This window comes from Streptomyces sp. NPDC047917, assembly GCF_043204345.1.
GTDB lineage: Bacteria > Actinomycetota > Actinomycetes > Streptomycetales > Streptomycetaceae > Streptomyces > Streptomyces sanglieri.
In genome coordinates this window covers 1-11,937 of the sequence record NZ_JBIDCA010000031.1, presented here as the reverse complement: position 1 = coordinate 11,937, position 11,937 = coordinate 1, and the positions used below count along the sequence as shown (strand labels likewise).

The 11,937-nt window shown below is 72.3% G+C and carries 9 protein-coding genes and 1 pseudogene; 6 read left to right on the top strand and 4 right to left on the bottom strand.

Going from position 1 to position 11,937, the window contains the following annotated elements; translation table 11 throughout:
- Positions 1–11: 11 nt before the first annotated feature.
- Together ACGF8B_RS41535 and ACGF8B_RS41530 are read right to left on the bottom strand one after the other, a co-directional pair.
- On the bottom strand, positions 12–812 hold the full coding sequence (locus ACGF8B_RS41535) for a DNA-formamidopyrimidine glycosylase family protein (protein WP_392748061.1): 801 nt from the start codon (positions 810–812) through the stop codon (positions 12–14).
- A gap of 38 nt (positions 813–850) precedes the next feature.
- Positions 851–5,515: a DEAD/DEAH box helicase gene (locus tag ACGF8B_RS41530; protein WP_392748059.1), complete on the bottom strand. Its 4,665-nt coding sequence runs from the start codon at positions 5,513–5,515 to the stop codon at positions 851–853.
- A 214-nt stretch (positions 5,516–5,729) separates the two neighbouring features.
- On the opposite strand from ACGF8B_RS41530, the gene ACGF8B_RS41525 reads away from it, so the two are divergent.
- Genes ACGF8B_RS41525 through ACGF8B_RS41515 form a run of 3 tightly spaced genes read left to right on the top strand, consistent with a single transcriptional unit; the run spans position 5,730 to position 7,793 of the window.
- Complete coding sequence (locus tag ACGF8B_RS41525; RefSeq protein ID WP_392748057.1) at positions 5,730–6,599, top strand: AraC family transcriptional regulator; 870 nt, start codon at positions 5,730–5,732, stop codon at positions 6,597–6,599.
- 10 nt (positions 6,600–6,609) lie between these two features.
- Complete coding sequence (locus tag ACGF8B_RS41520) at positions 6,610–7,491, top strand: AzlC family ABC transporter permease (RefSeq protein ID WP_392748055.1); 882 nt, start codon at positions 6,610–6,612, stop codon at positions 7,489–7,491.
- Positions 7,488–7,793, top strand: a complete 306-nt coding sequence (locus ACGF8B_RS41515; protein WP_392748053.1) for an AzlD domain-containing protein — start codon at positions 7,488–7,490, stop codon at positions 7,791–7,793. The genes ACGF8B_RS41520 and ACGF8B_RS41515 overlap by 4 nt, the downstream gene beginning before the upstream one ends.
- 116 nt (positions 7,794–7,909) lie before the next feature.
- On the opposite strand, the gene ACGF8B_RS41510 is transcribed toward ACGF8B_RS41515, so the two are convergent.
- Positions 7,910–8,824, bottom strand: coding sequence for a hypothetical protein (locus ACGF8B_RS41510; RefSeq protein WP_392748051.1), 915 nt, complete (start codon positions 8,822–8,824; stop codon positions 7,910–7,912).
- Between the two features lie 79 nt (positions 8,825–8,903).
- Here ACGF8B_RS41510 and ACGF8B_RS41505 point away from each other — a divergent pair, with 79 nt between their 5' ends.
- Together ACGF8B_RS41505 and ACGF8B_RS41500 are read left to right on the top strand one after the other, a co-directional pair.
- On the top strand, positions 8,904–9,098 hold the full coding sequence (locus tag ACGF8B_RS41505) for a DUF3046 domain-containing protein (RefSeq protein ID WP_114247022.1): 195 nt from the start codon (positions 8,904–8,906) through the stop codon (positions 9,096–9,098).
- 293 nt (positions 9,099–9,391) lie between these two features.
- Positions 9,392–10,564 (top strand): AI-2E family transporter, encoded by a 1,173-nt coding sequence (locus ACGF8B_RS41500; protein ID WP_392748083.1) that lies wholly within the window; start codon positions 9,392–9,394, stop codon positions 10,562–10,564.
- A 398-nt stretch (positions 10,565–10,962) separates the two neighbouring features.
- Here ACGF8B_RS41500 and ACGF8B_RS41495 read toward each other — a convergent pair whose 3' ends face one another.
- On the bottom strand, positions 10,963–11,439 hold the full coding sequence (locus ACGF8B_RS41495) for a DUF4265 domain-containing protein (RefSeq protein WP_392748049.1): 477 nt from the start codon (positions 11,437–11,439) through the stop codon (positions 10,963–10,965).
- 214 nt (positions 11,440–11,653) lie between these two features.
- On the opposite strand from ACGF8B_RS41495, the pseudogene ACGF8B_RS41490 reads away from it, so the two are divergent.
- Positions 11,654–11,937 (top strand): annotated as a pseudogene (locus ACGF8B_RS41490) (DNA recombination/repair protein RecA); the annotation flags it as partial.

Below are 11,937 nucleotides of genomic sequence, written 5' to 3'. Positions count from 1 at the left end.
TTCGGTGGGCCTCAGCCGGTGGGGCCCGACTGGCAGTGCGGGCACCAGTAGGCGGGGCGCGAGTCCTGGTCCCCGGTCCGGATCGGGGTGCCGCAGCGCAGACAGGGGCGGTTGGCCCTGCCGTAGACCCAGAGCCGTTCCTTCGGGCCGGGTCCGCGCGTGGACGTTCCGGTGGTCGTGCGCAGGGGGCGGTCGCGGTTGGCTTCGAGCAGCTGCTTGGCCGTCGTGACCAGGCGTACGACGGTGGGGGCGGGCAGTTCACCGACGGCGAGCCAGGGGGTGGCGCGGGCCAGGAAGCAGAGCTCGGCCTTGTAGACGTTGCCGATTCCGGCCAGGTTGCGCTGGTCCAGCAGGGCTTCGCCGAGCGGGCGGCCGGGATCGGCGAGCAGATTGCGCAGGGCGGTGTCGGGATCCCAGTCGGGGCCCAGCAGATCGGGGCCGAGATGGCCGACCGCCTTGCTCTCGTCCCGGGTGCGGAGCAGCTCCAGGACGGGCAGCCGGTAGCCGACGGCGGTGTGTTCGGTGTTGGCGAGGATCGCGCGGATCTGGTGCGTGGGGCCACCGCGCCAGCGTTCCCCCGGGGCGTAGACGCGCCAGGCGCCGTCCATCCGGAGATGGCTGTGCAGGGTGAGGCCGCCCTCGACCCGGGTGAGGAGGTGCTTGCCGCGCGAGACGACGTCCAGGACCGTCCGGCCGGTGAGGTCGGCGGTGGCGAACCGGGGGACGCGCAGGTCGGAGCGGGTGAGGACCCGACCGGCGAGTGCGGTGTGCAAACGTCCGGCGGTCTGTAGGACGGTGTCTCCTTCGGGCATGCCTCCATGATGCGGGTGGGAAGAGGCGCGCCGGTGGTTCAGGCGCGCAGGCGGAGCCCTCTCGGGGTCGCGAGGAAGCCGGCCGCCTCCAGGGTGCGGCCGAGCGGGGAGGTCAGGGACGGTGCGCCATTGGTGCGCTCCACCGTGACCGTGCCGAGCGCACCTGCGCGGGCGGCTGCCGCCAGCGCCCCGGCCGCCGCGAGGAGCGCCGGATCGTCCGGGTCGGTGGGCCAGGCCAGCAGCGTTTTGCCGCCGCGCTCCATGTACATCGCCAGCTCGCCGTCGACCAGCACCACGAGGGCGCCCGCCTTGCGGCCGGGCTTGTGCCCGGCGCCGTCGGGCGTCTCCGGCCAGGGCAGCGCCGCGCCGTACGCGTTGGCAGGGTCCGCCGCGGCGAGGACCAGGGCATGGCGAGCGGCGCCCGGCTCCGTACGGTCGCGGGCGGTGGACGTGGCACGCAGCCGGTCCACCGCCCCGTCCATCGCGAACTGCGCCGCCCCCAGGCCCTCGACGACATACCCGCGCCGGGCCTGCCCGTTGTCCTCGAAGGCGGACAGGACGCGGTACGTCGCGGAGAAGCCGCCTTCGACGCCCTCGGCCTGGACGGCTCCGCGGGTCACCACCCCGTGGCGGTCGAGAAGGGTGCGGGCCAGCGCGTGAGCACGGTGCGTGGGGTCGGGCTCGACGGCGGGCAGCAGGGACCAGCGACCCGAGACGGTGGGCGGGCCGGTGCGGGACGCGGGCCGGGCGGCGGAGGTGAGCGAGCCGTAGCGCCCGCGCGGGACACTGCGTCTGGCGCGGTGGGCCGTCGAGCCCGCCGTGCGGCCGGAGCCCAGCAGTGAACGCAGCGGGGCGAGTGTGTCATTGGTGAGCCGGCCCGACCAGGCCAGCTCCCAGACGGCGTCGGCGAGTTGCGGATCGGTGCAGTCCGGATGAGTGGTGGCGCGGACCTGATCGGCGATCTGCCGGAAGAACAGTCCGTATCCGCCGCTCAGGACGGTCAGGACGGACTCGTGCAGTGCGCTGAGCTCCAGCGGGTGCGGCGGCGGGAGGAGCAGGGGCGCGCTGTCGGCGAGGTAGAGGGACAGCCAGCCGTCCTTGCCGGGGAGGGCGCCGGCGCCGGCCCAGACGACCTCGCCGGTGGTGGTCAGCTCGTCGAGCATCGCGGGGGTGTAGTCCGTGACCCGGCCCGGCAGGATCAGCTTCTCCAGCGCCGACGCCGGGACGGGGGCGCCCTGCAACTGCTCGACGGCGCGGGCCAGTCCGTCGATTCCGCGCAGGCTGTTGCCGCCCAGGTGCTGCCACTTCGGTAGGAAGCCGGCGAGGGCGGCGGGCGGGACCGGCTCCAGCTCGTGGCGGAGTGCGGCGAGCGAGCGGCGGCGCAGTCTGCGCAATACGGTGGCGTCGCACCACTCCTGGCCGATGCCGGCGGGATGGAATTCACCCTGGACGATCCGGCCGGACGCGGCGAGCCGCTGCAACGCCCCGTCCGTGACGGCGGTGCCGAGGCCGAAGCGGGTGGCGGCCCCGGTGGAGGTGAACGGGCCGTGCGTACGGGCGTACCGGCCGAGGAGATCGCCCAGGGGGTCCTTCACCGGCTCGGTGAACGCCTCGGGGACGCCGACCGGGAGGGCGGTGCCCAGTGCGTCCCGCAGACGGCCCGCGTCCTCGATCGCGGCCCAGTGACCGGCTCCACCGATCCGGACCCGGATGGCCCGGCGGGCCGCGGACAGCTCCGGAGCCCATGACGGGTCGGCGCCGCGCTCGGCCAACTCCTCGTCGGTGAGCGGACCGAGGACCCGGAGGAGATCGGCGACGCCCTCCACGTCCTTGATCCGGCGGTCCTCGGTCAGCCACTGGAGCTCCTGCTCCAGCTCGGTCAGGACATCGGCGTCGAGCAGCTCGCGCAGCTCCGCCTGGCCGAGGAGCTCCGCCAGGAGGTGCGAGTCGAGCGAGAGGGCGGCGGCCCGCCGTTCGGCCAGGGGGGAGTCGCCCTCGTACAGGAACTGGGCTACGTAGCCGAACAGGAGCGAGCGCGCGAAGGGTGAGGGCTCCGGGGTGGTCACCTCGACCAGCCGGACCCGGCGTGCTTCGAGGTCACCCATGAGCTCCGTGAGCCCGGGTACGTCGAAGACGTCCTGGAGGCATTCGCGGACCGCTTCCAGGACGATCGGGAAGGAGCCGAACTCCGAGGCGACCTGGAGGAGTTGCGCGGCGCGCTGTCGCTGCTGCCACAGCGGGGTGCGTTTGCCCGGGCTGCGGCGGGGCAGCAGCAGGGCGCGGGCCGCGCACTCGCGGAACCGGGAGGCGAACAGGGCCGAACCGCCGACCTGGTCGGTGACGATCTGTCCGATCTCGCCCTGCTCGAACGTCACGTCCGCCGCGCCGACGGGCGGTTGTTCGCTGTCGTGGGAGAGGGCCGCCTGCGGCGCCGGACCGGCGGGACCTTGCGCCGGGTCCTGTGCGGGGTCGAAGTCCAGGAGGTCCAGGCCCATCAGGTCGGCGTCCGGCAGCCGCAGCACGATGCCGTCGTCGGCATGCATCACCTGGGCGTCCATGCCGTACCGCTCGGCGAGGCGGGCGCTCAGCGCCAGTGCCCACGGCGCGTGCACCTGCGCGCCGAACGGGGAATGGACCACGACCCGCCAGTCACCCAGCTCGTCACGGAACCGTTCGACGAGGACGGTCCGGTCGTCCGGGACGTGGCCGCAGGCGCGGCGCTGCTCGTCGATGTACGACAGGGTGTTGTCGGCGGCCCAGGTGTCGAGACCGGCGGCGAGCAGACGGTCGCGGGCGTCCTCCTGCGACAGGCCGCCGATCTCGCGGAGGAACGCCCCCAGCGCACGTCCCAGCTCCAGTGGGCGGCCCAGCTGGTCGCCCTTCCAGAACGGCAGCCGGCCGGGAACGCCGGGGGCCGGCGACACCAGGACCCGGTCGCGGGTGATGTCCTCGATCCGCCAGGACGTGGTGCCCAGCGTGAAGACATCGCCGACCCGGGACTCGTACACCATCTCCTCGTCGAGCTCGCCGACCCGGCCGCCGCCCTTCTTGGGGTCGGCGCCCGCGAGGAAGACCCCGAAGAGTCCCCGGTCGGGAATCGTTCCCCCGGAGGTGACGGCGAGCCGCTGTGCTCCGGGGCGGCCGGTGACCGTGCCGGCCACCCGGTCCCAGACCACGCGGGGGCGCAGCTCGGCGAAGGCGTCGGAGGGATAGCGGCCGGCGAGCATGTCCAGCACGGCGGTGAACGCGGACTCGGGCAGCGAGGCGAACGGGGCGGCGCGACGGACGGTCGCCAGCAGGTCGTCCACCTGCCAGCTGTCCAGGGAGACCATGGCGACCAGCTGCTGGGCCAGCACGTCCAGCGGGTTGGAGGGAACCCGGAGTGCCTCGATGGAGCCCTCGCGCATCCGCTCGGTGACCACGGCCGCCTGCACCAGATCGCCCCGGTACTTGGGGAAGACCACTCCGGTGGAGACCGCGCCGACCTGGTGCCCGGCGCGGCCGACGCGTTGCAGACCGGAGGCGACCGAAGGCGGCGACTCCACCTGGATGACCAGGTCGACGGCGCCCATGTCGATGCCCAGCTCCAGGCTGGAGGTGGCGACGACGGCAGGCAGCCGGCCCGCCTTGAGGTCCTCCTCGACCTGGGCGCGCTGTTCCTTGGAGACCGAGCCGTGGTGGGCGCGGGCGAGCAGGGCGGGGGCGCCCTTCGCCGCACCGGACTCGGCCATGATCTCGGCGGGGGAGTGGGATTCGGCGATCGTCTCGCCGGTGAGCCGCTCGTACGCGATCTCGTTGAGCCGGTTGCACAGCCGCTCGGCGAGGCGGCGGGAATTGGCGAAGACGATGGTGGAGCGGTGCTGCTGGACCAGGTCGACGATCCGCTCCTCGACGTGGGGCCAGATCGACGGCTTCTCCGCCTGGCCCGCCCCGTCGGGGTCGGTGGCGGGGGAGCCGCCGAGCTCGCCCAGGTCCTCGACCGGCACGACCACCGACAGGTCGAACCGCTTGGTGGACGGCGGCTGGACGATCTCCACCTTGCGCCGGGGCGAGAGGAAGCGGGCCACCTCGTCGACCGGACGGACCGTCGCCGACAGGCCGATCCGCCGGGCCGGACGCGGCAACAGCTCGTCGAGACGCTCCAGCGACACGGCGAGATGGGCGCCCCGCTTCGTGCCCGCCACGGCGTGCACCTCGTCGAGGATCACCGTCTCGACCCCGGACAGCGCCTCCCGGGCGGACGAGGTCAGCATCAGGAACAGCGATTCGGGGGTGGTGATCAGGATGTCCGGCGGCCGGGTCGCCATCGAGCGGCGCTCGGCGGGCGGGGTGTCGCCGGAGCGGATCCCCACCCGGACCTCGGGCTCGGGCAGCCCCAGGCGCACCGACTCCTGACGGATGCCGGTCAGCGGTGAGCGGAGGTTGCGCTCCACATCGACCGCGAGTGCCTTGAGGGGGGACACGTACAGCACTCGGCAGCGCTTCTTCGCCTCGGCGGGCGGTGGGACGGACGCCAGGGTGTCGAGCGCGGCGAGAAAGGCGGCGAGGGTCTTGCCGGAGCCGGTCGGCGCGACGACCAGCACGTCCGAACCCTCGCCGATGGCGCGCCAGGCGCCCTCCTGCGCGGAGGTGGGCGCGCTGAAGGCACCCGCGAACCAGCCGCGGGTCGCGGGCGAGAACGAATCGAGCGCAGAGCCGGCCATGTCCCCCATCGTGCACCCCACCACTGACAACGGCCCCGACGCCGGGCACCCCGTCAGCCGCGTCGGCTCCCGCATCGTGGACCCCGTCGCCCGTGACGGCCCTCGCACCATGCATCCGTCGCCCGCGACGGCCCTCGCACCGTGGAGGCCCCCACCTGCGACGACCACCCGGTCGTCCTCGGAGGCCCTGCTCCGGAGCTGCGAGAATTGGTGCATGGCGGCGATACCGGAGTCGGGACCGGGGGAGTGGGCGAGGCACTGGCAGTACGCGGAGCTGCCCGACCTCGATCTGCTGCGTGCCCGGTACGTGCGCCACACCTTCCCGCGCCACAGCCACGAGGGCCATGTCTTCGGCACCATCACCCGCGGGGTCGAGGACGTCGGGCTGCCGGGCGGCACCGTCCACGCCGGGCCCGGCACCGTCGTCATGATCAACCCGGAGGTGCCGCACACGGCCCGCGCGGGTGTGCCGGAGGGCTGGGTGTACGCCACGCTCTACCCGTCCTCGCAGGTGATCAACGACATCGCGGCCGACACGACGAGCCTGCGCGGCACGGTCGGATTCACCGAGACCAGCGTCGTGGACCCGTACGCGGCCCGGCTGATCCGCGAGGTCCACCGGGCGGCCGAGGAGGGCAACGCGCTCGCCGCCGACACGGTGCTGCGGGTCATGGTCACGAGACTGCTGGGCCGGTGCGGCAGCGCGCTGCCCGTCCGCGTGCCCCGCTCGGCGGGTGCCCGTGACGCCGCGCGGGCCCGTGCGGTCCTGGAGGGCAGGATGGCGGCGCCGCCCACCCTGGAGGCACTGGCGGCGGAGCTGGACACCAGTCCGTTCGCGCTGCTGAGAGCCTTCAAGAAGCAGTACGGGATGCCGCCGCACGCCTGGCTCACCGATGCCCGGGTGCGGGCGGCACGGCGGATGCTCGACGCGGGGACGGCGCCCGCGGAGGCGGCCGCCGAGGTCGGCTTCACCGACCAGCCGCATCTCAACCGTCACTTCACCCGGATCGTGGGGGTGCCACCCGGCGCGTACCAGCGCGAGCGTGCAAGAACGTACAAGACCGGTCCCGATCTGCCCGGGTAGCGTTCCGGGCGTGGCAGAACAGACAACACTCCCAGAGGGCGTCGGTGAATCGGCCGACGCACCCCACGGCAACGCGGTCGGCCCCGGAGAACAGCCGGCCGCGGCCGGTGCAGAGCGGGCCGGCGCGGAGGCGACCGGTGCGAAGCCGGACTCGGCCGTCGTACGCGATGCGCTCGGCGTCGGGATAGCCGTCGGGCTCTCCGGCTTCGCCTTCGGCGTGACCTCGGCCGGTTCCGGACTGAGCCTGCTGCAGACCTGCGCGCTCAGCCTCGCCGTCTTCACCGGTGCCTCGCAGTTCGCCCTCGTCGGCGCCCTGGCCGCGGGCGGCAATCCGTACACCGCGGCCGCCGGGGCCTTCTTCCTCGGCGTACGCAACTCGTTCTACGGCCTTCGGCTGTCCCAGCTGCTGGCGCTTCCCCGGGCGCTGCGCCCCTTCGCCGCCCAGTGGGTCATCGACGAGACGACCGCCGTGACACTTCCGCAGCCGACCCGGCGGGCGGCACGGATCGGCTTCGCCGTCACCGGACTGACCCTGTATGTGCTGTGGAACCTGACCACGCTGCTGGGAGCCCTGGGAGCCGAGGCGCTCGGCGACACCGACACCTGGGGGCTGGACGCGGCCTCGCCCGCGGTCTTCCTCGCCCTGCTCGCGCCGATGCTGAAGAGCACCACGGAACGCGTCACCGCCGCGCTCGCGGTGCTGCTCGCGCTCGGCCTGCTGCCCGTGGTCCCAGCGGGCGTCCCGGTCCTGCTGTCGGCGCTCGCCGCACCCGTCGTCCTGTTCCTGGGCGGACGCATGAAGGGAACGGTCGGGGAAGCGGCCCCCGAGAAGGAGCGTGCGGAGAAGCACACCCGGACGAGTACCCGGACGAGTACGGAGGAGGACCGGTGAACGTCTGGATCGCCATCGCGCTGACCGCTGTCGGCTGCTATCTCGCCAAGCTCCTCGGACTGCTGGTGCCCGCAGGACTACTGGAGCGCCCGCTCACCCAGCGTCTCGCCGCGCTGCTGCCCGTGGCGCTCCTGGCCGCGCTCACCGCGCAGCAGACGTTCGGCGACGGCCAGCACCTGGCCCTGGACGCCAGGGGAGCCGGTCTGGCCGCAGCGGCGCTCGCGCTGGTGCTGCGCGCGCCCTTCCTCGTCGTCGTGGGCGTCGCCGTGGTCGTCACCGCAGGGGTACGCGCCCTCGGTTAGCCCCCGATGGACCCCGGAGCGGATGTGCAAGGGGTTCGGGCCAGTGAACCCAGCCCCTTGCACACGTCGGTGGAAGACCGGTGTCCGTGCGCCTGGAACAGGCCGGCGACCGGGCCTCAGCAGAGGCTGCGGCCGTGGGCGCGCAGTGTCAGCAGTGCCTTGAGCGTCACGATGGGCCGCCCCTCCAGGGCCGTCCCCGGGGCCCACTGCCGCCAGTCGACCGGCCAGCCGCCGTCCGGCTGCTGTTCGGCCGCGAGATGGTCGAGCGAGCGGGAGAGCTCCTCGTCGGTGAACCAGTGCCGGGCGAGCGAATCGGGCGTACGGGCGTAGTCGTACGGAAAATGCTGCTCACCCGGCGCGTAACCGGCCGCGACCGGGTACTCGGCCCGCCGCTCCGGATCAAGTACCGCGAGACGCTGATCCCGCACCAGCCGCCCGAGCCGGTCGGCCGCCGCCTCCGCCCGCGACCGGTCCGGAGCGCCGTCCAGGAAGGCGAGCGCCGCCTCGATCTCGTAGGGATGCGACCGGTCCAGCGCGTCCACCGCGGCCCAGCAGAAATCGGTGGCCCGGAACAGCCAGGCGTGCCACACCGCGTTGCGGTGCAGGAGCCCGACGACGGGCCCGGTGGCCAGCAGCTCCGCGGGAGGATCGTCGACGATCGGGATGAACGGCGCGGCAGGGTAGCCGCGCTGTGTCGGCAGCAGAGCGGGCAGCGCGCCCTCCTTGGTCGACACCTCGGTGAGGAAGCGGCAGATCCGCTCCACCCGCAGCCCGTCGCAGCGCCCGATGGAGTCCAGCACATTGAGCGCGTGCGCGGTGTGCAGTGGCTGACTGACGGGGCCGCGCAGATCGGGTTCGAGTGCGTGCCCGTAGCCGCCGTCCTCGTTCAGATAGGCGGCGAGTGAGGTTTCCACGGCGTCCGCGCTTCCTTCCAGGAAGTGATGAGCGAACCGCCGTTGTTCCAGGACACGGGCCGTGAGCCAAATGAACTGCTCGGCACGGTTGAGGGGACTTGTTCCGGTTCCAGCCATGGACCGACCGTAGGACGGTAAGCGCTCTCGGCAGGACGTAGCGGCCCGGCTGCACTCTCAGGAGCGGGATACTGAGGTCATGCGGTTGACGATTTTCTGGGAACGGATGGCGGACCACTTCGGAGCCGGGTACGCCGACTCCTTCGCACGCGATCATGTGATGGCCGAACTCGGCGGGCAGACGGTGCACCAGGCGCTCGCCGCCGGCTGGGAGACCAAGGACGTCTGGCGCGGTGTCTGTACCGCGGTCGGCATCCCGGCGGACAAGCGCTGACCCGAGGCCCACGGCCGTACCGCTGACGCCGAAGCCGCCGCCCACCGGCGACGTCTCCGGGCACGCGCGCGCCGGTTCTGGCGTCCGGTCCCTCTCGGACACACGCCGATTTCCGGTTCGTCAGCGGCCGGACCTGTGCTGTTGTCCGGGGCGGGCGGTTGCTCGCCGCGACCGTAGGCGAGACTGGAACCGTGGCACCGACAGACGAGACAGCACAGACCCAGCCGCCCTCCACACCACCCGTCCCGCCGGCCGCGCCACCCGCCGCGCCCGTCGGCAGCGGGTCGGTGCGCATGCCCGCGTGGCTGCCGCGCGCCATGGTCCTGGCCCTGGCGCTCTATGCCTGCTTCCAGCTCGGCAGCTGGGCGTTCGACCAGCTCATCGGGCTGCTGATCAATGTGCTGATCGCGTTCTTCCTGGCGCTCGCCATCGAGCCGGCGGTGAGCCGGATGGCGGCGCGCGGCATGCGCCGGGGCCTGGCCACCTTCCTGGTCTTCCTGGCGGTGCTGATCGCCGGGGTGGGCTTCGTCGTGCTGCTCGGCTCGATGCTCGCGGGCCAGATCGTCGACATGGTCGACGAGTTCCCGAAGTATCTGGACTCGGTGATCAACTGGGTCAACAAGAGCTTCCACACCGACCTCTCCAGGGTCGAGGTCCAGGACAGCGTGCTCCATTCCGACTGGCTGCAGAAGTACGTCCAGAACAGTGCGACCGGAGTGCTCGACATCTCCACCACCGTGCTCGGCGGGCTGTTCCGTCTCCTGACGATCTTCCTGTTCTCGTTCTACTTCGCGGCCGACGGCCCCAGGCTGCGGCGCGCGCTGTGCTCCGTCCTGCCGCCCGCCAGGCAGGCGGAGGTCCTGCGGGCCTGGGAGATCGCGGTCGACAAGACCGGCGGCTACCTCTACTCGCGCGGTCTGATGGCCCTCATCTCCGGGATCGCGCACTACATCCTGCTGGTGATCCTCGGCGTTCCGTACGCGCCCGCGCTCGCCGTCTGGGTCGGGTTGGTATCCCAGTTCATCCCCACGATCGGTACGTATCTGGCGGGTGCCCTGCCGATGCTGATCGCGTTCACCGTCGACCCCTGGTACGCGGTGTGGGTGCTCGGCTTCGTCGTGGTCTACCAGCAGTTCGAGAACTACGCGCTGCAGCCCAAGCTCACCTCCAAGACCGTCGACATCCATCCGGCGGTCGCCTTCGGGTCGGTCATCGCGGGCACGGCCCTGATGGGCGCCGTGGGCGCACTGATCGCGATCCCGGCCGTCGCCACGCTCCAGGCGTTCCTCGGCGCGTATGTGAAGCGGTACGAGGTGACGGACGACCCGCGGATGCACGGCCGGGGCCGTCGGCGCGGCGAGCCGGTGCTCACGCGACTGCGCCGGTCCTGGCGCGCCCCCGAGGACGAGGGCGGCGAGGACGGACGGACCACCGCCGGGGAACCGGGGGGCCCGGAGCGCGCCTGACCCCGTCGGGCTTCGGCTCTCCTCCGGCTGTCGCCGACGGCCGCCCCTTCGGCGGGCCGGCCCGGGTGCTGGATCTCGGTGACGTATCTCCAGGCATCGGGCTGGCCGCCGTGGAGACCGGTGAGACTGTGGAGACCGGTGAGACCGGTGAGACCGGTGAGACCGGTGAGACCGGTGAGACCGTGGAGACCGGTGAAACCATGGACCTTCACCGGCTGTCCGCCCGACAAGGGCCTGCTGTTCCAGCGCGGTACCACCCCGACCGGACACTGGGAGACACCGACTGCTGACGGCAGTGCTCCGCGAGTACGGCGACGGGCTCGCCGTCCGCACCGGCACATCGCGCACGGGCGGCCCCGGCGCAAGTTGCTGACCGACCGCGGGGATGGCGCGGAGGATCAGGCGTTTCGCCACTCGTCAGTGACGCAACCGAGCTCGTAGTGCCACCATCCGTTCTCCTGCCCGTGAGTCAGGAGTGCCTTGATGCCGCTGAAGTCGGCGTCGGCCGGTGCGTTCAGGGCCACCATGGGGAACTCCTCGCTGAAGACCTCGCCCCCGAGCCCGAACCGGGCGAATCGCTGGTGCACCGCCTGGGGACTGCGTCCCAGCGGTCCGCCGGGAACGGGGACGACACGAATCGTGCAGTTGCCGGAGGCGCTGATCCTCCCGACTGCCCGGTGCAGCCCGTCCGTGTCGGTCCGGAACCGCACCACGTCACCCTCGGCCACGCCGTCCTGGAGGAAGGGAACACCCTGCACCTGGGCCGTGTCCGCACTCAGCCTGGTCGCCCACAAGCCCTCGGTGTCCTGCGGGAACCAGCCCTCGCGAGGTACGAACCGGAACCAGACCTTGATCTGCTCGACCGAGCTACCCATGACGAGCATCATGCGCCAGGCGCATGCGGCAGAGGGCACCGGGGCCGGCGCCACAGGATGTGGCCGAGGGCGGGCTCCAGCCCGCCGACCGGGCCGCTCTCCCTCACTCGGCCGGCCAGGCGGAACGCTCAGTGGCCAACCGGAAGGTTCGGTCACCCGGGGGAGGACCGGCTCGGCGTGGTGCGCTTGACACCGAAATCGAACATCCATTCTCATGGGATTCCGGCCGGGTTTTCCCGGGCCCGACCGTGGAGTTGTCCACAGGCCGGGAGGACGTCGAGGCCCATTGTCAGTGGCAGGGGTTAGCGTCTTTGACGTGAAGCGATCGACTCAAGCAAATCGGGTGGAACCCATGGCAGGAACCGACCGCGAGAAGGCGCTGGACGCCGCACTCGCACAGATTGAACGGCAATTCGGCAAGGGCGCGGTGATGCGCCTCGGTGAGCGGCCGAACGAGCCCATCGAAGTGATTCCCACCGGGTCGACCGCCCTCGACGT

Coding starts and splice junctions, on each gene's coding strand:
- ACGF8B_RS41535 (WP_392748061.1), bottom strand. CDS start 812: ATGCCCGAAGGAGACACCGTCCTACAGACCGCCGGACGTTTGCACACC.
- ACGF8B_RS41530 (WP_392748059.1), bottom strand. CDS start 5,515: ATGGCCGGCTCTGCGCTCGATTCGTTCTCGCCCGCGACCCGCGGCTGG.
- ACGF8B_RS41525 (WP_392748057.1), top strand. CDS start 5,730: ATGGCGGCGATACCGGAGTCGGGACCGGGGGAGTGGGCGAGGCACTGG.
- ACGF8B_RS41510 (WP_392748051.1), bottom strand. CDS start 8,824: ATGGCTGGAACCGGAACAAGTCCCCTCAACCGTGCCGAGCAGTTCATT.
- ACGF8B_RS41505 (WP_114247022.1), top strand. CDS start 8,904: ATGCGGTTGACGATTTTCTGGGAACGGATGGCGGACCACTTCGGAGCC.
- ACGF8B_RS41500 (WP_392748083.1), top strand. CDS start 9,392: ATGCCCGCGTGGCTGCCGCGCGCCATGGTCCTGGCCCTGGCGCTCTAT.
- ACGF8B_RS41495 (WP_392748049.1), bottom strand. CDS start 11,439: ATGGGTAGCTCGGTCGAGCAGATCAAGGTCTGGTTCCGGTTCGTACCT.